This is a genomic window from Blautia intestinihominis (genome assembly GCF_040096655.1).
Lineage (GTDB): Bacteria > Bacillota > Clostridia > Lachnospirales > Lachnospiraceae > Blautia_A > Blautia_A intestinihominis.
This window is the reverse complement of the sequence record NZ_JBBMEI010000052.1, coordinates 1-23508: the sequence shown is the minus strand read 5'-3', so window position 1 is coordinate 23508 and position 23508 is coordinate 1. Positions and strand designations below refer to the sequence as shown.

The 23508-nt window shown below is 45.8% G+C and carries 20 protein-coding genes, 1 tRNA gene, 1 pseudogene and 1 riboswitch; of the genes and pseudogenes, 3 read left to right on the top strand and 19 right to left on the bottom strand.

All coding sequences use genetic code 11. The features are described 5' to 3' along the window. Positions 1 to 7 precede the first annotated feature (7 nt). Positions 8 to 574: pseudogene (locus WMO75_RS14070) on the top strand (sensor histidine kinase); the annotation flags it as partial. A gap of 42 nt (positions 575 to 616) precedes the next feature. Here WMO75_RS14070 and ade read toward each other — a convergent pair. The 6 genes from ade to WMO75_RS14040 all read right to left on the bottom strand — a co-directional run bounded on the left by ade (position 617) and on the right by WMO75_RS14040 (position 6605). Further along, on the bottom strand, positions 617 to 2344 hold the full coding sequence (gene ade, locus WMO75_RS14065) for an adenine deaminase (RefSeq protein ID WP_303218733.1): 1728 nt from the start codon (positions 2342 to 2344) through the stop codon (positions 617 to 619). A gap of 54 nt (positions 2345 to 2398) precedes the next feature. Next, on the bottom strand, positions 2399 to 2899 hold the full coding sequence (gene trmL / locus WMO75_RS14060) for a tRNA (uridine(34)/cytosine(34)/5-carboxymethylaminomethyluridine(34)-2'-O)-methyltransferase TrmL (protein ID WP_022215231.1): 501 nt from the start codon (positions 2897 to 2899) through the stop codon (positions 2399 to 2401). Then, on the bottom strand, positions 2887 to 3513 hold the full coding sequence (locus WMO75_RS14055) for an AIR synthase-related protein (protein ID WP_118252875.1): 627 nt from the start codon (positions 3511 to 3513) through the stop codon (positions 2887 to 2889). The genes trmL and WMO75_RS14055 overlap by 13 nt, the downstream gene beginning before the upstream one ends. A 145-nt stretch (positions 3514 to 3658) precedes the next feature. Next, complete coding sequence (locus tag WMO75_RS14050) at positions 3659 to 5323, bottom strand: B12-binding domain-containing radical SAM protein (RefSeq protein WP_303020104.1); 1665 nt, start codon at positions 5321 to 5323, stop codon at positions 3659 to 3661. A gap of 24 nt (positions 5324 to 5347) precedes the next feature. Then, a complete protein-coding gene (gene trxA / locus WMO75_RS14045) occupies positions 5348 to 5650 on the bottom strand; it encodes a thioredoxin (protein ID WP_118252877.1) in 303 nt (100 codons plus the stop codon). A gap of 52 nt (positions 5651 to 5702) precedes the next feature. Continuing rightward, positions 5703 to 6605, bottom strand: coding sequence for an NAD(P)/FAD-dependent oxidoreductase (locus tag WMO75_RS14040; RefSeq protein WP_022215235.1), 903 nt, complete (start codon positions 6603 to 6605; stop codon positions 5703 to 5705). A 191-nt stretch (positions 6606 to 6796) separates the two neighbouring features. On the opposite strand from WMO75_RS14040, the gene WMO75_RS14035 reads away from it, so the two are divergent. Continuing rightward, positions 6797 to 7981: an iron-containing alcohol dehydrogenase gene (locus WMO75_RS14035; RefSeq protein WP_349078258.1), complete on the top strand. Its 1185-nt coding sequence runs from the start codon at positions 6797 to 6799 to the stop codon at positions 7979 to 7981. A 74-nt stretch (positions 7982 to 8055) separates the two neighbouring features. Here the strand turns inward: WMO75_RS14035 and WMO75_RS14030 are convergent, their stop codons facing one another. Further along, a complete protein-coding gene (locus WMO75_RS14030) occupies positions 8056 to 9126 on the bottom strand; it encodes a 3D domain-containing protein (protein ID WP_243111581.1) in 1071 nt (356 codons plus the stop codon). Positions 9127 to 9366: 240 nt separating this feature from the next. Here WMO75_RS14030 and WMO75_RS14025 point away from each other — a divergent pair. Continuing rightward, a tRNA-Gly gene (locus tag WMO75_RS14025) sits at positions 9367 to 9439 on the top strand. Positions 9440 to 9598: 159 nt separating this feature from the next. Here the strand turns inward: WMO75_RS14025 and WMO75_RS14020 are convergent. The 12 genes from WMO75_RS14020 to WMO75_RS13965 all read right to left on the bottom strand — a co-directional run. Further along, a complete protein-coding gene (locus WMO75_RS14020) occupies positions 9599 to 10783 on the bottom strand; it encodes a phosphoribosylaminoimidazolecarboxamide formyltransferase (RefSeq protein WP_118252880.1) in 1185 nt (394 codons plus the stop codon). 20 nt (positions 10784 to 10803) lie between these two features. Beyond that, positions 10804 to 11517, bottom strand: a complete 714-nt coding sequence (locus WMO75_RS14015) for an IMP cyclohydrolase (protein WP_118698714.1) — start codon at positions 11515 to 11517, stop codon at positions 10804 to 10806. Positions 11518 to 11578: 61 nt separating this feature from the next. After that, a riboswitch (ZMP/ZTP riboswitch) is annotated at positions 11579 to 11658 on the bottom strand. A gap of 203 nt (positions 11659 to 11861) precedes the next feature. Beyond that, complete coding sequence (gene guaB / locus WMO75_RS14010; RefSeq protein WP_022214413.1) at positions 11862 to 13316, bottom strand: IMP dehydrogenase; 1455 nt, start codon at positions 13314 to 13316, stop codon at positions 11862 to 11864. A 70-nt stretch (positions 13317 to 13386) separates the two neighbouring features. Next, positions 13387 to 13890: a DUF6106 family protein gene (locus WMO75_RS14005; RefSeq protein WP_118698715.1), complete on the bottom strand. Its 504-nt coding sequence runs from the start codon at positions 13888 to 13890 to the stop codon at positions 13387 to 13389. Positions 13891 to 13979: 89 nt separating this feature from the next. Continuing rightward, complete coding sequence (gene groL / locus WMO75_RS14000; RefSeq protein ID WP_022214411.1) at positions 13980 to 15605, bottom strand: chaperonin GroEL; 1626 nt, start codon at positions 15603 to 15605, stop codon at positions 13980 to 13982. A 38-nt stretch (positions 15606 to 15643) separates the two neighbouring features. Beyond that, on the bottom strand, positions 15644 to 15928 hold the full coding sequence (gene groES / locus WMO75_RS13995; protein WP_022214410.1) for a co-chaperone GroES: 285 nt from the start codon (positions 15926 to 15928) through the stop codon (positions 15644 to 15646). Positions 15929 to 16263: 335 nt separating this feature from the next. Then, positions 16264 to 17049, bottom strand: a complete 786-nt coding sequence (gene codY, locus WMO75_RS13990) for a GTP-sensing pleiotropic transcriptional regulator CodY (protein WP_022214409.1) — start codon at positions 17047 to 17049, stop codon at positions 16264 to 16266. Positions 17050 to 17179: 130 nt separating this feature from the next. Further along, positions 17180 to 19252, bottom strand: a complete 2073-nt coding sequence (gene topA / locus WMO75_RS13985) for a type I DNA topoisomerase (RefSeq protein WP_022214408.1) — start codon at positions 19250 to 19252, stop codon at positions 17180 to 17182. Positions 19253 to 19321: 69 nt separating this feature from the next. Then, positions 19322 to 20209 carry a DNA-processing protein DprA gene (gene dprA / locus WMO75_RS13980; protein WP_118698717.1) on the bottom strand — a complete coding sequence of 296 codons (888 nt, stop codon included), beginning with the start codon at positions 20207 to 20209 and terminating at the stop codon, positions 19322 to 19324. Positions 20210 to 20244: 35 nt separating this feature from the next. Continuing rightward, positions 20245 to 21849, bottom strand: coding sequence for a YifB family Mg chelatase-like AAA ATPase (locus WMO75_RS13975; protein WP_330578415.1), 1605 nt, complete (start codon positions 21847 to 21849; stop codon positions 20245 to 20247). Positions 21850 to 22347: 498 nt separating this feature from the next. Then, a complete protein-coding gene (locus WMO75_RS13970) occupies positions 22348 to 23037 on the bottom strand; it encodes a YoaK family protein (protein WP_118698718.1) in 690 nt (229 codons plus the stop codon). Between the two features lie 161 nt (positions 23038 to 23198). Next, on the bottom strand, positions 23199 to 23508 hold a 310-nt coding region (locus WMO75_RS13965; RefSeq protein WP_349078256.1), incomplete at its 5' end, for a fumarate hydratase C-terminal domain-containing protein.

The window sequence follows — 23508 nt, the reverse complement described above, 5'->3', positions numbered from 1 at the left end:
GATCTAGGAAAAATACCTCAAGATCATCTCCTACGAGGCAGAGCGTCTGGAAAAACTTACCCGCGGACTTCTGACACTCAACGAACTGGACATCCAGAAGCGTATGCTCAACATCCAGTCGTTCGATATCAACCAGGTCATCAAAAGCACTGCTGCTTCTTTTGAGGGTACCTGCACGACGCGGCAGATCCTTCTGGAACTGGTCTTATCAGGCAAGGAACTCTATGCCCGTGCAGACATCGAACAGATCCAGCAGGTACTGTATAATCTTCTCAGCAACGCGATCAAGTTCAGCCCGGATCATTCCACGATCACGATCGAAACGACGGAGAAAAACGACAAGATCTTTGTTTCCGTCAAGGACCATGGCATCGGGATCCCGAAATCCAGCATCAACAAGATCTGGGAACGTTTCTATAAGATCGACCGCTCCCGCGGCAAAGACCAGAAAGGCACCGGTCTCGGACTGGCGATCGTCAAAGAGATCATTTCCGCTCACGGGCAGCACATCAATGTGATCAGCACCGAGGGCGTCGGAACAGAATTTATCTTTACGCTCGAAAAGGCAAAGTAGATTTCTCTACCTTGCCTTTTTGTTATCTTGTAAATCTTTGGTTCAACGGTCAAACGGGCTCTGGATCATACGGTCTTCCTGGGTCAGATATACACCTCTTGGCGTGATCCTGATCTCCGGAATGACCGGAAGTGCCATAAATGACAGAGTAATAAACGGGTCAAAGCCCTCCGGGATTCCCATCTCATGTGCCTTTGGTATCATGCGTGCCAGCTTCTCATTTACCTTCTCATATCCGGCATCACTCATAAGTCCCATGATCGGGAGCGGCAGAGTGTCGAATACCTGTCCGTTTTCAACCAGGGTATAGCCGCCCTGCGTGCGGAGAAGTTCCTGAACTGCCAGATACATGTCATGATCATTGTCGCCGATCACGATCAGATTGTGTGAATCGTGGGACACGCTCGATGCGATCGCACCACCGCGAAGCCCGAATCCTTTGACAATTCCCACGCCGATCTTGCCGGTGTTTTTGTGACGTTCGACTGCTGCGATCTTCTGATAGGTTCCATCCGGTTTAAATACTTTCCGGCCCTTTTCTTCTGTATAGCCAACTTCCTCCTGGACATCTTCTGTTACGATCTGTCCTTCCAGCATCTTAAGGATATGTACCTTTCCTTCTCTCCACGTAAGGCAGAGATCAGATTCCCTGAATCCCAGAAGATGTACTGTATTTTTGAGCTGAGGATCACATGGGCGGATCTCAACTTTTTCATCCTTGATGATCTTTTTGCCCCTATGGTACACTTCCAAGACATTCATATCACTTAAGTTATCCAACACAACAAAATCTGCCTGATATCCCGGTGCGATCGCACCAAGATGATGCAGTCCATAGCATTTCGCTGCCTGTATTGTTGCCATCTTGAGTGCCTGTTCCGGTCTCAGCCCAAGCTGAACTGCCTTTCTGACATTGAAATTGATGTGTCCTTCTTTTCGGATCTCTTCGATGTGCTTGTCATCGGTGCAAAAGCAAAATCCTGAGGTATCGGTGTGATGCTCTACGATTCCCTTAACGATCGCTTCCAGGTTCTTGGCGGCACTTCCTTCACGGATCAGCACCTGCATTCCATTTCTGCACTCTTCCATGGCATACTCATAAGTCACACATTCATGGTCTGTGGAAATGCCTGCCAGTGCATATGCAGCCAGATCTCCCGGCGGCAAAAATGGTGCATGTCCGTCACGGACTCTGTCCTTAAAAACGGACAGTTTCTCATGCATGGATACACTTCCGTTTACAACAGACGGTGCATCCATAACCTCGCCAAGTCCCAGGATCCTCGGATTATTGAGATATGCCTTCATCTTTCCTGCAGTGAGGGTGCATCCATTGTCATCGACATGTGTAGCCGGTACACAGGAAGGCATCATCACATAGACATTTGCCGGAACCTCCTCGGTCTGTTCCAGGATATAGTCGATTCCGTCAGTTCCTGAGACATTTGCGGATTCATGCGGATCTACAATAAATGTAGTCGTGCCGCACTGTGCAGCCTGCCGGATCAGTTCTCCCGGAGTTACCAGTGTCGATTCCAGGTGAAGGTGGCTGTCGATAAATCCCGGGCAGAGATATTTCCCATCCAGATCGATCTCTGTCTCTCCTTCATACTCTCCGACACCAATTACGATGCCATCCTCGACTGCCACATCTCCCTTACAGAACTCACCGGAGTGAGCCATGAACACATTTGCATTTTTGAAAACGAGAAACGGTTTGCGAATTCCACGCGCAATTTCCGAGTAGATACGATATCTTTCCAGTTCCATGCAGATCCCTCCTTTTCGGTCAGCAGTGCAGCTTTATTTGATTTTGCCGGGAATTTATTCCCATTTATGATCATGCAGTTCTCCCTGGAGCTGCATGTGGTCAAAGTTGTTCTGACGCAGTGCCTCATACAGAACGATTGCCACTGAATTGCTCAGATTCAGTGACCGAATGTCATTGATCATTGGAATGCGGATACAGTTTTCCTTATGTTTCATAAGGATCTCCTCCGGGATTCCGGCACTTTCTTTGCCAAACATGATGTAACAGTCGTCCTCAAATTTAACATCTGTATAGGTCTGAAGTCCTTTGGTTGTTGCGTAGTAGATCTTCGCTCCGGGATTTTTCTGAAGGAATTCTTCGTAATCCAGATAGGTAGTCACATCCAGATCCTTCCAGTAGTCCATCCCGGCACGTTTGATTGCTTTTTCACTCAGGCTGAACCCCAGCGGCTCGATCAGGTGAAGCCTTGTCCCTGTCGCCACGCAGGTTCTGCCAATGTTTCCTGTGTTTGCCGGTATCTCCGGCTCATGCAGTACGATATTCAGTCTTGCCATTTCTTATCTTTTCTCCATTTCTCTCCCCAGGAAAATCTGGTCAGTTCATCCTGAGAAGGACGTTCCAGATAGCGGGTCAGCCCGCCGCTGTACAGAAGCCGGTCATTCCCCTCAACAGCCTTGCCGATCACTGCCGCCGGGATCTGCTGATGAAGACATTCCTGTACAACTTTCGCCCCATCTGTACACCCCAGAAGGACAGCACCATCTGACAGTAATTTGTACAGATTTACATCCAGTCTCTCACAGATCTCTATTGTTTCCTGGCGGACCGGGATCGCACGAAGGTCTGCACGAAGTCCTGTTCCGGAAGCCTCTGTCATCTTCCACAGACCGCTCAAAACACCGCCTGTTCCCAGATCATATCTGGCATGGATCTCATCCTTAAAAGGCTCAGAAAGCATCTCCGGTACTCTGCACTTCTCCAGTGTACGGACGGTATTCCAGAGAAATCCATCTGAAAAATATTCAAGAAGCTTTTCTTTCTCCTTCTCGATCAGGATCTGTGTTCCCTCAATTGCGATCACGCCCGCAACAACCAGATCATCTCCGATCTCAAGTGCACCGTCGATTTGACTTTTAAGTGCCTCCATTGCCTGCTGCCCCAGTTTCATATGTTCATCCTCCGTTTCATCTTATACCTCTTATAAAAGAATGGAGAGAACACTTGGAACTACCATTGCAAGGACAAGAATGACTGCGATCACAGCAGCAAATATTTTTCTTTTTTTCGGATCAAACATTCCCATTTTTATCACCTCATTCTATGTTGTCCAAATCCAGCTCTATCGTTTCTGTGTGTGCATTATTGGACAGTGGATTTCTGTTTTCATAATCGAACAGAATTGTTGTCCCATCCGGGAAAGCTTCTATGTGTGCTGTTTTTGAAATCTTATGTTTCTTACGGTAAGTCCATACAGCACTTTCATACGGTTTCTGATCTGCTGCAAACGAAGGACGTTTCTTAAGTTTTTCTCTTAAGTACAGATCATAGAGCATATGCTGTGCTGCCACATCCGCATCGAGATCTGTTTCCTCACGGAGAAATTCCAGCAGGATCTCATAACGGCGCATCCTTGAATGTGAGATCTCGCTGTAGCCTTTTTTCTCATAAAAAGCTCCCAGCTTCTCATAAAAGGTAAACGCATCCGCAAACTGCGGCACCAGATATTCCAGTGTGTTCTGAAACTGTCCGCTGTTGTAATAAACTTCCACCATACTCTCTACCATCTTAAGTCTCAGGACTTCCTTATAGGACAGCCAGTTAGTAGAAAGCACTTCGTATGGTTCTTTTTCTTTATGCATGATCCCGTATTTCTCTGCTTCTTTTTCCATCAGGGAACCCTTGAGCACCTTGAGGAAACCAAGCTGGAGCTGATCCGGTTTCATCCTGTACACATCATTAAAAGAATGGTGGAAAGTATCATAATCCTCATACGGAAGTCCTGCGATCAGATCCAGGTGCTGGTGGATGTTTCCAAAGCTGTGCACCTTCGCAACACATCTCTCCAATTTGTCAAGATCCATATGTCTGTGGATCGCATGAATGGTGTCCGGATTTGTGGACTGTACACCGATCTCAAGCTGGATAAGTCCGGGACGCATCCTGCTCATAAGCTGTATTTCTTCGTCCCGGAGAAGGTCTGCCGAAACTTCAAAATGAAAATTCGTGATCCCATTGTCATGCTCCAGGATATATTTCCAGATCGTCATTGCGTGCTCGTGCTTACAGTTAAACGTACGGTCCACAAACTTGACCTGCGGCACCCTGTGATCCAGGAAAAACTGTAATTCTTTCTTGACCAGGTCAAGATCACGGAACCTGAGCTTCTTATCAATAGAAGAAAGACAGTAACTGCAGGAAAAAGGACATCCCCTGCTGCTCTCATAATAAATAATCTTGTTCTCAAAGTCCTCCAGATGTTCATATACAAAAGGAATCTCACTTAGATCCGTAAGTTCTCTCCATCCATTGTGATGGATCTCCTCGCCTTCACGATAAGCAATCCCTGGAATCTCAGATAAAGTTCCCACACCGTCCACATAATAACGCACAAGCTCGAGGAACGTCTTTTCGCCCTCACCGACCATGACACCGGTCACCTGCGGAGTCCTCCGAAGAAAAGCTTCCGCATCGAAAGAAACCTCCGGACCTCCCGTCCAGAATTTTACATCTGGAAGGATCTTGTGAAGATCCTCAAGCAGATCTCTGACAAAAGAAATGTTCCATATATAGCAGGAAAAGCAGACTACATCTGCTCCACTTAAATAAATATCCTTCAAAATCTCGTCTTTTGTCTGATTGATCGTATATTCTCCCAGGAGAATATGCTCCTGATAAGCGGACGCATATGCCCTAAGATCGTATACTGCAAGATTTGAATGAATATATTTCGCATTACATGCTGCCAGTAATATTTTCATAAATCTTATAAACCTTCCCGGACCTTATTTGTCCAGAAGTTCCTTGATCGCAGCTTTTGGAGTCAGGCCAACCAGACGCTCTGCTTCCTTGCCATCCTTAAAGATCAGAAGTGTCGGGATGCTCATGATACGGAACTGCTGTGCGAGACCAGGCTGCTGGTCAACATCGATCTTGCCTACGCAGTATCCTTCCTCTGCCAGTTCCTCAACGATCGGTCCCTGACGCATGCACGGTCCACACCATGTTGCCCAGAAATCCAGTAATACCGGTTTCTCTGACTTAAGAACTTCCTGCTCAAAATTCTCTGCTGTAATTGTTTTTGCCATAATGCTTCCTCCTTGATATTTCGATCCACGATTAGTGTTTCTTGATTTTTATTTATGATACCTTTTTGTGCCGGACATATTTGCCGGCGCTGATGGCTGCCATACTGCCTTCGTAAACGGCCTTGGAAACCTGGAGAAGTCCGCCTGTGCAGTCTCCTGCGGCAAAAAGTCCCGGAATCGTTGTCGCCATCTCTTCGTCGGTTTTGATATTTCCCTTATCGGTGATCTCTGCTCCCATCTGTCTGGCAATCTCTGTGCTTCCTGCCGTACCGAGTGCCACAAAGACACCGTCCGCAGGATAAAAAGAGTTCTCTGGTGCTTCCGCATCCTGTGCAGCTGTATCACTCTGCATCAGAAGTCCGGAAACCTTGTCATCGCCTTCGATCGCCTGGATCTTCATCGTATTGACTGCGATCGGATGTTCTCTGGAAAATTCCGGTTCCTTCCCATCCGTATAGATGGTCACATCCTGCGTGACATTCCGAAGTTCCTCTGCTTCATGAAGGGCGAACTCACCGTTTCCGACAACGGCAACTTCCTTTCCTCTGTAAAAAAATGCATCACAGACCGCGCAGTAGCTGACACCTCTTCCTTCAAATTCCTTAAGTCCCGGAATCTTCGGGGCACTGCGCTTCCCTCCTGTCGCCAGGATCACGCTGACTGTGTCAAAATCACCTGCTGTCGTCTTGACAGTAAATGTATCAAAACCACTGATCCCAAGGACCTCTGCATCCAGGATACGCACTCCCAGGGCTTCCGCCTGAGATATCCCTCTCTCGTAGAGTTCCTTACCGGAAAGCGGCTGTTCCAGTCCATAATAATTCTCGATCTTCTCCGCCTTTTCCAGTGCTCCGATGCCGTTGTTAATGACAAGCGGATTCATGTTTCCCCTTGCAGCATACAGAGCGGCTGAGATACCGGCGGGACCTGCACCGATGATCACTATATTTTCCATTTTATCACCTGCCTTTTTGTTATTTTATAATATTACACCAGAGAAGAAATGTCCAGAATGTTTTCGCTTCATTCCTGACAGGGCATTAAAAAATCCAAAATTTTTTTGTGTATTTCTCTTTACAATTATGTTATATTTATGTTGTTTCTAAATTTGTCATTTATTTTAAATGTATATAAGGAGTAACTATTATGCGCAGTTTTGAATATTTTGCCCCTACAAAGGTTATTTTTGGTAAAGATTCTCATTTGCAGATCGGTGATATTCTGAAGAAAGAGAACTGTCACAAAGTTCTGATCCATTACGGAGGCAAGAGTGCCGTCGCTTCCGGGCTGATCGACGAAGTTTCCGGATGTCTTACTGATGCCGGCATTGATTTCGTTACCCTGGGCGGCGTTGTCCCGAACCCGCGTCTTTCCAAAGTACGTGAAGGTATCGAGCTCTGTAAGAAAGGAAACGTAGATTTCATTCTCGCTGTCGGCGGTGGAAGTGTTATTGACTCTGCCAAGGCGATCGGGTACGGCGTTGCAAATCCATGGACAGATGTCTGGAATTTTTATCTCAAGACAGAAGTTCCGACTGCCTGTCTTCCGATCGGCGTCATCCCTACCATTGCAGCTTCCGGAAGTGAGATGAGCAATTCCTCTGTCATCACCAATGAGGATGGCTGGCTGAAACGAGGTGCTGCCAAATGCGATCTCTGCCGTCCGAAATTTGCCCTGATGAACCCGAAGCTTACCTACAGCCTTCCGCAGTATCAGACGGAGAGCGGCTGTGTGGATATCCTCATGCACACCATGGAGCGTTATTTCGTCAATATCGAGACTATGGAGATCACAGACAGCATCAGTGAATCTCTGATGCAGACTGTCATCTACAACGCACGTATTCTTATGAGGGAACCTGACAACTACACAGCCCGCGCAGAGATCATGTGGGCAGGAAGCCTCTCTCACAATGGTCTGACCGGATGTGGAACCGGCGGTGGCGACTGGGCATGTCACCAGCTTGAGCACGAGCTTGGCGGACTCTATGATGTCACTCACGGTGCCGGTCTTGCAGCGATCTGGGGAAGCTGGGCAAGATATGTATACGATGTAAATCCGGAGCGTTTCGCACAGTTTGCGACCAACGTATTCGATATCCCGTGCGGCCTTGATTTCGAAAAGACCGCCCTGGCAGGAATCGAGGCAATGGAGGACTTTTTCCGTTCGATCAAGATGCCTGTCAGCCTGCATGAACTTGGACTTGACCTTGATGATCAGCAGATCCATGAACTCGCTTTTAAGTGCAGTTATGAAGATACCCGCACGATCGGCGTGTTCAAGCAGCTCAATATGAAAGACATGGAAAAGATCTATACCCTGGCAAGATAACTTTTTATAAAAAATCTCCGGCAGGATTCCGTAAATCGGTTCTGCCGGAGATCTTTTTGTTCCAGAATATTTATTTACTGAATGAGATAAACGTCGGTGTAGTAAACGCCCTTTGCCTCTCCCTCTGCATGTGTTGCCACATAAATGTCAATGCAGTTTGTCTTGATCGCGCCGCCGCAGTCCTCTGCCACATAAACCTGTCCATTGATCACGACCTTGCTTCCGTAAGGAATCTGAGACGGATCTACAGCGATCGTATGGTTTGTCGTCGCTGTCACACCTGTTGAAGTGATTCCGTTGGCATATGGCCCGCAGCAGATGCTGCACGGACAGTAATGTGTGATCTTGAACACACCAAGGTCTTTGAGCTTGGCATCTGATGAGGCTGCTACTGCCTTTCCGATCTGAACGCCATTCTGTTCAGTAACACTCTCATCTGTTTCCAGCGCATCCGAAAAGACTCCTTTTCCACTGCTTTTGTGAAGAGTGCCTGCATCTTTCTTCGTATCTATGGAAGCTTCTGTACTCTCCTGACCATCTGAGACATTCAGACAGCTTGTCGGGATATAGCCTTCCTGCTCTGTGCCGTCCGCATTCTGGTATTCGATCCTGCTCCAGACATTGTTGACAGTTCCTGTCCGCTTCACCTCGTCCAGTTCCAGGACTTCTCCGACAACCTCTCCGTCCTTCTTTCCCGGATAATCCAGAATACTGCTGTCGGACGTTACTTCAACCTCCTCCGCATCCATCGATACAATCTGATTCTCGCTGTTAAGTGCCTGTGTCTGTATGTAACCTATGACTTTCTCTCCGTCAGCCTCAGCTTCCACCTTGCTCCAGCCATTGTCGCAGATCGCAGTCTGTTCCACCTGATCTCCGAGCGATACCGCTGCAAGCTCTGCACTGCTGTCAGAAGGCATCGTATAGATTCCTGTCTTTCTGGCTGTCACATAGAGTGTCTCCTGATGTGCTGCCACCTGAACCGTATTTCCCTTGCCGTCATCTGTTTCAAACATCTGCACAGCCTTATTTTCTTTCTGTGTATCCTCTACTACAGTATTATAATCTGGAACTTCGCCATAAACCAGAGATGCATGACACAACAATACACTCCCCAGTAAAAAAGCCGTCGTTCTCTTATTCACAGATCTTGTCACCTCTTTCTGATTTACCTTCGCCAGTCTCCCGGCGATTCTGTGTGTATTGTAGCACATGAACTTCGTGATTTCAAAATTTACACAAAATTTTCACCGTTTTTTATGCCGGAAAATATTTTTGAAATTTTTTTAATTTTTTTCAAAAAAACATTTGACAAATACAAATTCATCTGGTATAGTATGTCTTGTCGCTGAGGAAAACAAATAAAACTTCCAAACAGAACACATGCGATAGTGGCGTAGTTGGTAACGCGCGACCTTGCCAAGGTCGAGACCGCGGGTTCGAGCCCCGTCTATCGCTCTTAAGAATCAGGATTTAGTCCTGGTTTTTTTTTGTCTGTAATTCTTTATCTGTCAGATATTATCTATACAAAAAGCAGAGGAAACTTTGATGGGATTTCCCGAACCAAAGTTTCCTCTGCTGTATCTGAAATTTATATTTCAGACCTGTTCTTTATTCTTAGTGGTGGAACAGACGGATTCCTGTGAACGCCATTGTCATTCCATATTTGTTACATGTTTCGATCACTGCGTCATCTCTCACAGAGCCACCTGGCTGTGCGATAAATTTCACGCCGCTCTTATGTGCGCGTTCGATGTTATCACTGAACGGGAAGAATGCATCAGATCCGAGCGTTACATCGGTAAGCTGATCGAGCCATGCACGCTTCTCTTCTTTTGTGAAGACTGCCGGCTTCTCTGTGAATACGTTCTCCCATGCTCCGTCTGCCAGAACATCCATGTATTCGTCGCCGATATAAACATCGATCGCATTGTCGCGCTCTGCCCTGCTGATGGTATCTTTGAACGGAAGAGAAAGAACCTGCGGGCTCTGACGGAGGAACCAGTTATCTGCCTTCTGTCCTGCAAGTCTGGTGCAGTGTACACGGGACTGCTGTCCTGCGCCGACACCAATCGCCTGTCCGTCCTTGACAAAACATACGGAATTGGACTGTGTATATTTCAGGATGATCAGAGAAACTTTGAGGTCGCGCTTTGCTTCTTCTGTAAGTTCTTTACTCTCGGTTACGATGTTGGAGATCAGCTCGTCGTCGATTGCAAGTTCCTGACGTCCCTGTTCGAAAGTCACGCCATATACCTGCTTGTGTTCCAGTGGAGCCGGTACATAATCCGGATCGATCTCGATCACGTTGTAATTGCCTTTTTTCTTCTGTTTGAGGATCTCAAGGGCTTCCTCAGTGTAACCCGGTGCGATCACGCCATCGGAAACTTCTCTCTTGATCAGCATTGCTGTGTCTTTGTCGCAGACATCAGAAAGAGAAATAAAATCACCGAAAGAAGACATACGGTCTGCGCCTCTCGCTCTTGCATAAGCGCAGGCAAGCGGGGAAAATTCTTTCCAGTTCATATCGTCTACCCAGTAGATCTTTGCAAGTGTTTCTGTCAGCGGAAGTCCGACTGCTGCACCTGCAGGAGAAACATGCTTGAAAGAAGTTGCTGCCGGAAGTCCTGTTGCTTTCTTGAGGTCACGTACAAGCTGCCAGCCATTGAATGCATCGAGGAAGTTGATATATCCAGGTCTTCCTGAATGAACTTTGATCGGAAGCTCACTTCCGTCCTCCATGTAGATCCTGGAAGGTTTCTGGTTCGGGTTGCATCCGTATTTTAACTGTAATTCGTTCATCTTATCTCATCCTCCGTATCTTACTTGTTTTTGTTTACAATCTTTGTCTCATAGTTTCCTGTTGCGATGTCGATGTAACGTACAAACAGGGAAACTTTGTTGTCTTCGTTCAGGCTGTTCCAGAGAAGTTCTGTGAATGCTTCCATATCGTCCGGAATATCTACGAGTTTCGGTTCTCCTTCAAAGCTTGGGAGCGGATTTCCGTCGCATTTGTAAGTGTGGATGAAACGTCCCTCACCTGGAATTGCTTTTTCGTATGCGTAAGTGTAACGGAGGCAGGCATCCGGATTTCCGTTGTTGCTCTTGAGGATTGACATTGCGTAACTGTATTCGCCGTTTTCGATGTGCATGACACCGGAGATCCTTGGTGTATAGTTCGGTCCGTCCGGCTCAAATTCGCGGGATCTTAAGGACTGTTCGAAGGTGAGCTGTTTGTCCATTCCTTCATAGATCGTGTCTGTCTGATCGCCGTTTGTCACAATCGTCTTATTTCCCAGTACACGTACCGGAGCATAAATGATCAGGCTCGGATCTGTCAGTTTGGATGGATCAAATGCCTGTGTGCGGATTCCCTCTCCATCCTCGACAAATACTCGATTCCTGCTGTTTTCACTTCTTCCCATGATAAAATAAGCTGTTACTGCTTTGGTTCCGTCTGCGGAACGTCCAATGATGATTCCTCTTCCCGGATAAGAGTTGCTTTTCAGTTCATTTTCCAGTGAAATTCTTTCCATGATTCGTCTCCTTTAGTGTTGTAATAAGATACAAAAACCGCCTGGGTAGTCTGTTGCTTACACAGGCTGCCCAGGCGGTCGGCACGTTACTTACTGCACTCCCTGTAGGTGATCCTACTTCCGCCAGTCATGCAGTCGTTATAATATCATAATATGTTACTGTTCACTTCGTTCACAGTAACTTGGTCAAAATGCCTTCCAAATCACCTACGGTGATAGCATTTTGCCCTATATGTCTCGGGATTTTGCCATATTCATGGCAAAACACCTCGCGGGATACTACCTGCGAACAATTACATAATATACTACTTTATTTAGTTTCGCAAGAATAAAAATCAAAACAATTATTCATCCACGCTGTAGTTCGGAGCTTCCTTGGTGATGTGGATGTCGTGCGGATGAGATTCTTTGAGGGATGCAGCGGAGATCTTGATGAATTTTCCGGTTGTCTTAAGCTTCTCAATGGTTTCTGCTCCACAGTATCCCATACCGGAACGAAGACCGCCCATAAGCTGGAATACAGTGTCCTCAACATGTCCCTTGTATGCTACACGTCCTTCTACACCTTCCGGAACGAGTTTCTTCGCATCCTGCTGGAAGTAGCGGTCCTTGCTGCCGTTCTCCATGGCTGCGATAGATCCCATACCACGGTATACTTTGTATTTACGTCCCTGGTACAGTTCGAAAGTTCCCGGGCTCTCGTCGCATCCTGCAAAGATGCTTCCCATCATGCAGACATTGGCTCCTGCTGCGATCGCCTTGGTGATATCTCCGGAGTATTTGATTCCGCCATCTGCGATGATCGGGATACCATAGCGGTTAGCTACTTCATAGCAGTCCATAACAGCTGTGATCTGTGGAACACCGATACCTGCAACGACACGTGTCGTACAGATGGAACCAGGTCCGATACCAACTTTGACAGCATCTACACCGGCATCGATCAGAGCCTTGGTAGCTGCTCCTGTGGCAACGTTTCCTGCGATCACCTGAAGATCCGGATATGCATCCTTGATCTGGCGTACTGCACGGAGGATATTCTCGGAATGTCCATGTGCGGAGTCTACAACGATAACGTCTACATTTGCCTTAACAAGTGCATCTACACGTGCAAGAACGTTAGCTGTGATACCAACGGCTGCACCGCAGAGCAGACGTCCCTGTGCGTCCTTGGCTGCAAGTGGATATTTGATCTGTTTCTCGATATCCTTGATCGTAATCAGACCTTTTAAGTTAAAGTCGTCATCTACAATGGGTAATTTTTCTTTGCGGGATTTGGCAAGGATCTTCTTTGCCTCTTCAAGAGTGATTCCTTCCTTGGCTGTGATCAGTCCCTCGGATGTCATGCACTCTCCGATCTTCTTGGAAAAGTCTGTTTCGAATTTGAGGTCACGGTTGGTAATGATACCGACCAGTTTTCTTCCCTCTGTGATCGGAACACCGGAGATACGGAATTTCGCCATCAGGTTGTTCGCATCTTCAAGGGTATTGTCAGCGGATAAAAAGAATGGATCTGTGATAACACCGTTCTCAGAACGTTTTACCTTGTCTACTTCGTCTGCCTGTGCTTCGATAGTCATATTCTTGTGAATAATACCGATACCGCCCTGTCTCGCCATGGCGATCGCCATCCTGTGCTCAGTAACTGTGTCCATTCCTGCGCTCATCATAGGAATGTTCAGTTTAATCTTCTTTGTTAAATACGTTGCGACATCTACCTGATTCGGAATTACTTTTGAATAAGCCGGAACTAAAAGAACGTCGTCAAATGTAATTCCTTCACCAATGATAGTACCCATTGCATTTCCTCCCTTGTATATTATGTTATTTTGAATTTGTTCCATAGTTTAACAAAAATAATTTACAGTGTCAATCCAAAAAAACTTTGCTCGGGGCTGAATTTTTGATAGCCTGCTGCATCGTTTCATCCGGTTCGATAATGATCTTGCAGTTCTCGCCCTTGTCCCTGGTGATGATCGCAAAACGCTTATGGGATGGATTTCCGGAAGAATAGTCCAGTGTCTTCATCTTACTGTTGCTGTTGTAATAATCCAGGCGGTGTGAATCCAGAGGGGCTACAAGGTCAGCCTCCTTGATGTTCACTGTCTTGGCCTTCTTACGTTTGGATTTCGCCATGACCATGTCAATGTCCATCTCTCCGTTTACAAAAAGATACTCGTATTCGAGGTCTGTCTTCGGCACGATAAAGTAGCATGCGATTCCAAGCACAACTGCTGCCAGAAGGAACAGGAAATTGAATAAAAGTCCTGCTACAGCGGCAAGCACGGTCAGACCGATCAGGCCATATTTTGTTATGGCGTCTTTGGATGTCGGCTCTTTCTTTACCAGAAATTCAGAATATAAATCACTCATCTCTGTTTTCCTTTCTTTTGTTTTTCATTATTCTATCATAAAAGAAGACCAGCGTCTATGACGCTGGTCTGATATTTAGAAAACTTTAATTACATCATTCCGCCCATTCCTGGTGCGCCTGCCGGCATAGCCGGAGTATCTTCTTTGATCGTTGCAACTACGGATTCTGTTGTAAGCAGAGTGGATGCAACACTTGTAGCGTTCTGAAGGGCACTTCTTGTAACCTTAACCGGGTCAAGGATACCTGCTCCTACCATGTCTACATATCTCTCGTTCAGGGCATCAAATCCGATTCCTGGCTCAGATTCTCTTACTTTATTGATGATGACAGAACCTTCCAGTCCTGCATTTGCAGAAATGTGGAATAACGGAGCTTCCAGAGATTTGAGGATAACATTTGCACCTGTCTTCTCATCACCTTCCAGAGTTGCAACCAGTTCAGCAACTTTCTTGGAAGCATGGATGTAAGCAGATCCACCGCCTGCGATGATTCCTTCTTCTACTGCTGCTCTTGTAGCTGCAAGAGCATCTTCCAGACGAAGTTTTGCTTCTTTCATTTCAGTTTCAGTTGCAGCACCAACACGGATAACAGCTACGCCGCCTGCCAGTTTTGCAAGTCTTTCCTGTAATTTTTCTTTGTCGAATTCGGATTTTGTCTCTTCGATCTGTCCACGGATCTGTGCAACACGGTCTTCGATTGCTTTCTTGTCTCCAAGTCCGTCAACGATAACTGTGTTTTCTTTTGCAACTTTGACAGATTTTGCACGTCCAAGCTGCTGCATGGTAGCTTCTTTGAGGTCCAGTCCAAGTTCATCAGAGATTACCTGTCCGCCTGTCAGGATAGCGATATCCTGAAGCATTTCTTTTCTTCTGTCACCATATCCAGGAGCTTTGACAGCTACTACCTGGAAGGTTCCTCTTAATTTGTTTACGATCAGAGTTGTCAGAGCTTCACCCTCCACATCCTCAGCGATGATGAGAAGTTTGGCACCTGCCTGAACAACCTGCTCCAGTAACGGAAGGATCTCCTGAATGTTGCTGATCTTCTTGTCAGTGATCAGGATGTATGGATCTTCCAGATTTGCTTCCATTTTTTCCATGTCTGTGGACATGTATGCGGAAATATATCCACGGTCAAACTGCATACCTTCTACCAGGTCAAGTTCTGTATGCATGGTCTTGGATTCTTCTACTGTGATAACACCGTCGTTGGAAACTTTTTCCATTGCGTCTGCAACGAGCTGACCAACTTCTTCATCACTTGCAGAGATTGCAGCAACGTTTGCGATCTGTGCTTTGCCGCTGATCTTCTGGCTCATTTCTTTGATAGCTTCTACTGCTGTGTCAGTAGCTTTTTTCATTCCTTTTCTGAGGATGATCGGGTTAGCGCCTGCTGCCAGGTTCTTCATTCCTTCGTGAACCATTGCCTGAGCAAGAACAGTTGCTGTTGTAGTACCATCACCAGCTACATCATTTGTCTTGGATGCAACTTCTTTGATGAGCTGTGCGCCCATGTTTTCGAATCCGTCTTCCAGTTCGATCTCTTTTGCGATCGTAACACCATCGTTTGTGATGAGCGGAGCACCAAACTGTTTGTCAAGTACTACGTTTCTTCCTTTTGGTCCGATCGTTACTCTTACTGTATCTGCAAGTTTGTTTACACCAGCTTCAAGTGCGGCTCTTGCTTCTGCGCCGAATTTAATTTCTTTTGCCATGATGACTGTCCTCCTAAAATAATGTCGATTTAATATAATTATTCAACGATTGCAAGAATATCATTCTGTTTTACGATGATGTATTCTTCGCCGTCAAGTTTTACTTCTGTTCCTGCGTATTTGGAGTAGATAACTTTGTTTCCTACTTTAACTTCCATTTTAACTTCTTTGCCTTCAACAACTCCGCCAGGTCCTACAGCGATAACTTCTGCCTGCTGTGGTTTCTCCTGTGCCTGACCCGGAAGTACGATACCGGATTTTGTTGTTTCCTCTGCTTCTAACTGTTTTAATACAACTCTGTCGCCTAAAGGTACTAATTTCATGATCTATTTTCCTCCTTTATTGTTGCCTTGCTTTTCGATTACTAGCACTCATTTCGTTTGAGTGCTAATCACTGTCCTTATATTATTTAATTCCGTTATTTTCTGCAACTCTTTTCATCGTCATAAATTACTATATTTTTAGATATTATCTCTTTTTTTCTTTGATTTTCTTTAATTTTCTTATTTTACTGTTTTTCAGTAATTTTTTATACAGGATCAGCGGACACGCATCCGGTGCCTCCTTGCTGTACAGCGCAAAAAAAAGCTCCTTCTCACCAGACATACGCCCGATGAAGAAGAGCTTTCTTAGACTCTTATTTCTGATCAGTCTCTGATCATGCTTTCTTGTTTCTCTGTGCTTTGATCTCTTCGAGTTCGTCGAAGATCACTTCATTGAGAACCTTGATGTAGGTTCCCTTCATACCGGAAGAACGGGACTCGATAACACCTGCACTCTCGAATTTACGGAGCGCATTTACGATCACGGATCTGGTGATTCCCACACGGTCTGCAATCTTGCTCGCAACCAGGATTCCCTCTTCGCCATCCAGCTCGTCAAAGATATGGATAATTGCTTCCAGTTCGGAGAATGACAGAGTGTTGAAGGCTGATTTGACAACCTGCTGCTTACGGTCCTCTTCTGCATTCTCTTCGTGTACTGCACGCATCATTTCAAGCCCTACTACGGTTGTGCCGTATTCACTGACAATGATATCCTCGATATCGTATGGCTTATTATCACGATACATGAAAACTGTTCCCAGACGTTCGCCGGCAATATCGATCGGATTGATGATACCCTGGCAGCTGCTGTCAACGTGCTCAAACCCTAAAGTCTGAAGATTCACATTTTCCTTAGTTGATAAAACTCCCAAAAAACGCTCGTTCAACAATTCATCTACGTGTCCGCCAACGTTATCCTCAATCAGTTCAGTTATTTCCTTCACACCCGGGCATAAACTGATGCCTAAGACTTTGCCCTTCTTGCTCAGTACCAGGATATTGGAACTTAAAGTCTCCATCAGAACCTGACAGATGTCATTGAACACAACCTTACTGGAACTGCTATTGTGCAAAAGTTTGTTAATTTTTCTTGTTTTATCTAACAACTGAACGCTCATCTTGGCCTCCTTCAATGATTTATTCGATGTAACCATCTTTATAAGATAATAGTACACGCTTCACCACGAAAAAGCAAGATATTTTTATATTTTTTTCGATTTTATCTGCATTTTCAGAAAATTCTTATATTCAGTCTTCTTCTTTTGTTTTTGCCTCTACATAACCGCAGGTTTCCTGACTGCAGACCAATTTATTTCCTTTTTCGATCATATAGCTTCCGCAGACAGGGCACTTCTTGTCTGACGGTTTCTGCCAGGACATAAAATCGCATTCCGGATTGTCAATACATCCGTAATACTTACGTCCCTTCTGTGTTTTCTTAAGGACGACATCCTTGCCGCATTTCGGGCAGGCAACACCGATCTTTTCGTAATAAGGCTTGGTGTTTCTGCACTCCGGGAATCCCGGACAGGCAAGAAATCTTCCGTGAGGTCCGTACTTGATGACCATATTTCTGCCGCAGACATCACAGACCTCCTCTGTGACTTCATCCTGGATATCAACTTTTTCCAGTTCTTTCTCAGCTGCATCTACGTCTTTCTTGAGGTCAGGGTAGAAGTTTCTGACAACCGTCTTCCACTGGACAGTGCCTGCCTCCACGCAGTCCAGAAGGCCTTCCATCATCGCCGTAAAGCGCACATCCACGATGCTTGGGAATGCCTGTTTCATGATGTTGTTGACAACCTCTCCAAGTTCTGTCACATAGAGGTTCTTCTGTTCCTTGGAAACGTAACGTCTGCTGATGATCGTTGTGATCGTAGGCGCATAAGTACTCGGTCGTCCGATGCCCTGTTCCTCCAGCGCCTTGACGAGGGACGCCTCTGTGTAATGTGCCGGCGGCTGTGTGAAATGCTGCTCCGGTTTGAGTTCTTCCAGAGTAAGTTTCATGCCTTTTTCCAGGGACTGACTCAGGACATTGCCTTTCTGGTTATCCTCTTCCTGTGTATAGACGGATAAGAAACCATCAAAAACTACCTTGGAAGCCGCAACGGTGAAAGTATATTCTCCTGCTCCGATCTTTACAGAAGTTGTCTCATATCTGGCTGCCGCCATTCTGCTGGCAGTAAAACGTTTCCAGATCAGCTGATACAGACGGAACTGGTCTCTGGAAAGAGATTCCTTGATCATTGCCGGCAGTCTGGTGATGTCGGTCGGTCGGATTGCCTCATGCGCATCCTGGATCTTCTGCTCTTTCTTGACAGATTTCTCTGTTACAGATACATACTCTTCTCCGTACTGCTGTCCGATGTATTCTCTTGCGGCTGCATCTGCCTCCTGGGAGATTCGGGTGGAATCGGTACGCAGATAAGTGATGATACCTACTGTGCCGCTTCCCTTGATGTCAACACCCTCGTATAACTGCTGTGCCAGACGCATTGTCTTCTGTGTGGAAAAATTGAGTGTCTTGGATGCTTCCTGCTGCAGAGTACTGGTGGTAAAAGGAAGCGGAGCATTCTTGATACGCTCACCCTTCTTGACTTCCGTGATCTCATACTCTGCATTTTCCAGTTTCGCAAGAAGTTCTTCCATTTCTTTCTTATTGTGAATCGGCATCTTCTTGTCTGTGCCGTAGAATTTCGCCTTGAGAGGTTTCTTCTCTCCTTTGACACGGAATTCACCATCCAGGCTCCAGTATTCCTCTGGAATGAATGCATTGATCTCATCCTCACGGTCACAGATGATACGCAGTGCTACAGACTGCACACGACCTGCACTTAAGCCTCTCTTGACCTTGACCCAGAGAAGCGGGCTGATGGTATATCCTACCATTCTGTCCAGCATTCTTCTCGCCTGCTGTGCATCTACCAGGTTCATATCCAGATCCCTTGGCTGCTTGATAGAATTCTTCACGGCCGTCTTGGTGATCTCATTGAAAGAAATCCTGCGCATCTTGGCCGGATCTTCCTTCAACGCCTGCATCAGATGCCAGGAAATCGCCTCTCCTTCACGGTCAGGGTCAGTTGCGAGATAGATCTTGTCTGCTTTTTTTGCAGCCTTACGAAGTCCCGCAAGGAGCTCTCCTTTCCCACGGATCGTAATATATTTCGGCTCAAAATCGTTATCCACATCGATTCCGAACTGACTCTTCGGGAAATCCCTCACATGTCCGTTTGATGCCTGTACATCATAATTACTTCCAAGAAATTTTTTTATGGTTTTTACTTTTGCAGGTGATTCTACTATCACCAGATATTTCGCCATGCTACCTCTCCTACTTTTGCTAAACTCTCCGGGATCTGTTGCTTCAAGAGTCGACGTCTTATGTCGGTTTTAAGTCTCTTTTATATAATAATGTCTGCCGATCTCCCGGATCAGACCTGACAGCTTTAACTCCAGCAAAAGGCTTCCGACCTGCCTCGGCGGAAGGCCTGTTTTCTGAATTAAAAAATCCGTAGATTTTGGTCGTAAATCGAGACAACTATACACCAATTTCAAATCGCTTGCAAGTCCTAAGTCATTTTTTGAGTCGGATTTTACCTTATTTTCATAATTCATCCCCAGTTCTCTGAGAAGAATTTCCGGACTGTACGCGATTCCTGCCCCATCATATATCAGTTTGTGGCATCCTATACTCAGTTCCTCATTTACAGGTCCCGGAATCGCATAAACTGTTTTTCCCTGATCCAATGCCCACTGTGCTGTGATAAGCGAACCACTTTTTTCTCTTGCCTCTACGATGAGCACCATATCCGCAAGTCCACTTATGATTCGGTTCCTTGCCGGAAAAAAATAATTTCTTGCTCTCATACCCGGAGGCTGTTCACTTATGATTCCTCCTCCTTCCCTCAGGATACGTTCATACAGGGCTTTATTTCCCGCCGGATAACAGATATCCACACCACCTGCAAGAACTGCGTAGGTTGCTGTTCCTCCCTCCAGTGCTCCCTTGTGTGCTTCTGCATCAATCCCGTAGGCCATGCCGCTGATGATCTGCACTCCTGCGCTGCTGAGGACCTTTGCATATCGAAATGCCTGGATTCTTCCGTATGTGCTGCACGCCCGTGCTCCAACGATTGCTATACTTGGTTTTTTCCTGTCGGGCAGTCTTCCTTTTACAAAAAGTATTTCCGGCATTTTGGGGTAATTATTTAATTTTTCCGGATATTCTGCACTTTTGGAACTAATCCGGAGGATTTTTTCTTCTGGTTTTTCTTCCATATAAAATACCTCATTCTTTCCTGTTTTATGACACTTTAGTTCCAGTATTTTTTGTCAAACGCACGATAGGAAAGTGCCTCCCCTATATGATGCTTCTGTATAGTTCCTGAATCATCCATATCTGCAATTGTTCTTGCCACCTTCAGAATACGGTGATATGCCCGTGCACTGAATGGCATATGCTCAAATGCCATCTTAAGAAGACCCCTTCCCTGGGCGTCCAGTTTACAGAATCGTTCTATCTGGCTTCCTTTGAGTTCCCCATTGAACTGGATTCCTTCATTCCTGTATCGGCTTCTTTGTATTTCCTGGACCCGTGTAACACGTTCCTGAATCTTATTCGTCGATTCTCCGATCCGGCTGCTGCTCAGCCCTTCAAAAGATACCGGTGTCACATCCGCACAGAGATCCAGTCTGTCAAGCAGTGGCTGGCTGATCCTTCCAAGATACTGTGAAACCTGTGCCGGGGTGCAATGACAGCGATTCATATCAGGATAATGCCCGCAGGGACAGGGATTCATTGCCGCACACAAAATAAAATCTGCCGGAAAATCATAGGTTCCATATACTCTTGAGATTCGGATCACTTTATCCTCCAGAGGCTGTCGCAAAATCTCCAGACTCCGCCTTGAAAACTCCGGCATCTCATCAAGAAAAAGCACGCCTCTGTGTGCCAGCGTGACCTCTCCCGGTCTGGGATTTCGTCCGCCGCCGGCCAATGCCTGCGCAGAACAGGTATGATGTGGACTTCGAAATGGCCGTTTTCTCACAAGAGGATCACCCGGAGACAAAAGCCCCGCGATACTGTAGATTTTGGTCAGTTCCAGTCCTTCCTCAAGACTCAGTGACGGCATGATCCCGGGTATTCTTTTTGCTATCATGGTTTTTCCTGCTCCCGGTGGTCCGATCATAAGCAGATTGTGAAATCCACTGACTGCAATCTCTACCGCTCTTCGAAGACTTTCCTGCCCTTTGATCTCACAGAAATCTGTTTTTTCCGTATTTTCTTCCACTGTACTTTCGATATCCTCCATACAGTAGTCTTCCGGATCTCTCAGATATTGGATCATTTCATTGAGATTTCTCACACCGATTACTTTCATATCCGGAATCAGTCTTGCCTCTTTCAGATTTTCTGCCGGGACAACGCAAAAACGACACTTTTCTTCCCTTGCCCGTATTATCATTGGCAGAATTCCTGAGATTGCATGAATGTTTCCATTCAGGCTGATTTCTCCGGCCATCATGACTGCCGTAAGCTGTTCCGGTCTTAATATCCCTGAGGCAGCAAGAACCGCCGCCGCAAGCGGAAGATCAAAGCCTGCTCCTTCCTTTTTGATATCTGCCGGAGCAAAATTGACAGTGATCCTCTTTGGCGGAAGCGCAATCCCATTATTTTTCAGTGCTGTTCTTACCCTATCCTGTGCTTCTTTTACCTGCGCTGAAGGAAAGCCGACCATAGTAAAGGAAGGCAGCCCATCACTGACATCTGCCTCCACCTGAATGGGATGTACCTCCATTCCCAAAATTGCTGCTGATAGTACACTTGCAAACATTTTTCTCCTTTCTTCTTCCGGCCCCCGATCTGCCTGATATTCGTTACTGTTCACTCCGTTCACAGTAACTTGGTCAAAATGCATTCCAAATCACCTTCGGTGATGGCATTTTGCCCCGTATGTCTCGGGATTTTGCCATATTCATGTCAAAACACCTCGCGGAATATTACCTGTGAACAGTTACTGAACTGTTTTCTTCAACATATGTTAGTGTTTTCTTCAACAATTCTGTCTTTCGTACTTTGCAGAATTGTTTCTGTTATAATATTTTGCTGGAATATAATAAGATTTTCAGAAAAAAAGAAAAACCTGCCTTTTATATGCAGGCTTTTAAAGAAAGATTTTTGCGCTGATCTTATTATAATCTATTGTCAGCCAAAGCTCAACTGCATATTTCACATTCCCAATCGAAATGCTCATCCGGCTTGCAGATTATTATGATACTACAATCGATTACCTTGTAGGACGCATGGACAACAAGACACCAATCAAATAAATCCATATCTGTATTTTTGCAGAGCCAACAAAAAAACGGAATCCCTTTTCAGAGATTCCGTTTTTAATATCTGCTGATATATATTTTTATTGCCAATGATGCTCTGCTTCTTCAATCTCCTCAATAAACATAATCAGAAAGCTGATAAGAAGCAAAATACTGGATACCCAGATAGCTTTTTCACCGTATGCCACAGAGAGTCGTCCTCCGATTCCTGCTCCTATGGCAAACAGAAAGATAATGGCATAATAGCACAGTGCCTGGTGAAGCAGACACGACTTTTTTTCGCGTATATAAGCTGAAAAAGCTGCTGTACCGCTTCTAAGATTTCCGATACACATGGTACTGGCATAAGAGTTTCCCTCTACCTTTCGGAAGGTCTGTACCTGCAGGGCACAGGAGAAGGATACCATGGTAGTAGCCAGTACATTCATATTTCCCGGTACAAAGCCTACCAAGAACAACAGGATAATTTCTACCAGAAGGATTCCCTGGCGCCAGTGAAAGCGTCTGGCATAGCGAAATTTATTCTGAATACGCTCTGCCAGCAGTACTCCAAGGAAAAATGCGGTCAGAGGAACCAGATAATGTAATCCTGCTTTCACTTCGCCGTTCATAAACCGCTCACTCATCAGTACCACGTTTCCGGTCTGAGCGTTGGAAAAAACGCCGTCGCGTGTGAAGTAGGTATAGGCATCCTGAAATCCTCCTGACACTGCAAGAAATGCACTGTTTATGAAAGCTTCTGAGGTCTGTACCTTCTTATGATGGTCCATAGCAAGTTCCTTCCTTTGTCTTTCGTCTTTGTTCTGCATATGCGATTTTAACTCTGTCAAGTCCGCTGCACCTTCAAAGCTATAAACTATAAATCCTGTAAACACTCAATTTGATATACAGGCTATATCGTTCTTATATGTCAAATTTAAAACACCGATGATTACTCTGGTTTATGCTCTTTCAGATATTCCTTACGTCCTTCTTCATAAAGGTTATTTCCCTCGCTGTCAATAATAACAACAAGCGGCATATCCTCTACATAAAGCTTACGAAGTGCTTCTGCGCCAAGATCCTCATATGCAATCAGCTCAGCTTTCTTGATACATTTGGCAAGAAGAGCTCCGGCACCGCCGATCGCTCCGAAGTAAACGCCGTCATATTTCTTCATGGCTTCTACAACTTCTGGAAGGCGTGCTCCTTTTCCGATCATACCGCGTGCTCCTACTGACATCATAGTCGGTGCATAGGCA

What these genes read in the sequence shown, in the direction of transcription:
- WMO75_RS14005 (WP_118698715.1), bottom strand. Translation starts at nt 13,890, where the DNA reads ATGAGTGATTTATATTCTGAATTTCTGGTAAAGAAAGAGCCGACATCC.
- groES (WP_022214410.1), bottom strand. Translation starts at nt 15,928, where the DNA reads ATGAAATTAGTACCTTTAGGCGACAGAGTTGTATTAAAACAGTTAGAA.
- WMO75_RS13970 (WP_118698718.1), bottom strand. Translation starts at nt 23,037, where the DNA reads ATGGACCATCATAAGAAGGTACAGACCTCAGAAGCTTTCATAAACAGT.
- WMO75_RS14050 (WP_303020104.1), bottom strand. Translation starts at nt 5,323, where the DNA reads ATGAAAATATTACTGGCAGCATGTAATGCGAAATATATTCATTCAAAT.
- ade (WP_303218733.1), bottom strand. Translation starts at nt 2,344, where the DNA reads ATGGAACTGGAAAGATATCGTATCTACTCGGAAATTGCGCGTGGAATT.
- codY (WP_022214409.1), bottom strand. Translation starts at nt 17,049, where the DNA reads ATGAGCGTTCAGTTGTTAGATAAAACAAGAAAAATTAACAAACTTTTG.
- trmL (WP_022215231.1), bottom strand. Translation starts at nt 2,899, where the DNA reads ATGGCAAGACTGAATATCGTACTGCATGAGCCGGAGATACCGGCAAAC.
- guaB (WP_022214413.1), bottom strand. Translation starts at nt 13,316, where the DNA reads ATGGGTACTATCATTGGTGAAGGAATTACATTTGACGACGTTCTTTTA.
- WMO75_RS14035 (WP_349078258.1), top strand. Translation starts at nt 6,797, where the DNA reads ATGCGCAGTTTTGAATATTTTGCCCCTACAAAGGTTATTTTTGGTAAA.
- trxA (WP_118252877.1), bottom strand. Translation starts at nt 5,650, where the DNA reads ATGGCAAAAACAATTACAGCAGAGAATTTTGAGCAGGAAGTTCTTAAG.
- WMO75_RS13975 (WP_330578415.1), bottom strand. Translation starts at nt 21,849, where the DNA reads ATGCATTTTGACCAAGTTACTGTGAACGGAGTGAACAGTAACGAATAT.
- WMO75_RS14020 (WP_118252880.1), bottom strand. Translation starts at nt 10,783, where the DNA reads ATGAACGAATTACAGTTAAAATACGGATGCAACCCGAACCAGAAACCT.
- WMO75_RS14015 (WP_118698714.1), bottom strand. Translation starts at nt 11,517, where the DNA reads ATGGAAAGAATTTCACTGGAAAATGAACTGAAAAGCAACTCTTATCCG.
- groL (WP_022214411.1), bottom strand. Translation starts at nt 15,605, where the DNA reads ATGGCAAAAGAAATTAAATTCGGCGCAGAAGCAAGAGCCGCACTTGAA.
- WMO75_RS14040 (WP_022215235.1), bottom strand. Translation starts at nt 6,605, where the DNA reads ATGGAAAATATAGTGATCATCGGTGCAGGTCCCGCCGGTATCTCAGCC.
- dprA (WP_118698717.1), bottom strand. Translation starts at nt 20,209, where the DNA reads ATGGAAGAAAAACCAGAAGAAAAAATCCTCCGGATTAGTTCCAAAAGT.
- topA (WP_022214408.1), bottom strand. Translation starts at nt 19,252, where the DNA reads ATGGCGAAATATCTGGTGATAGTAGAATCACCTGCAAAAGTAAAAACC.
- WMO75_RS14055 (WP_118252875.1), bottom strand. Translation starts at nt 3,513, where the DNA reads ATGAAACTGGGGCAGCAGGCAATGGAGGCACTTAAAAGTCAAATCGAC.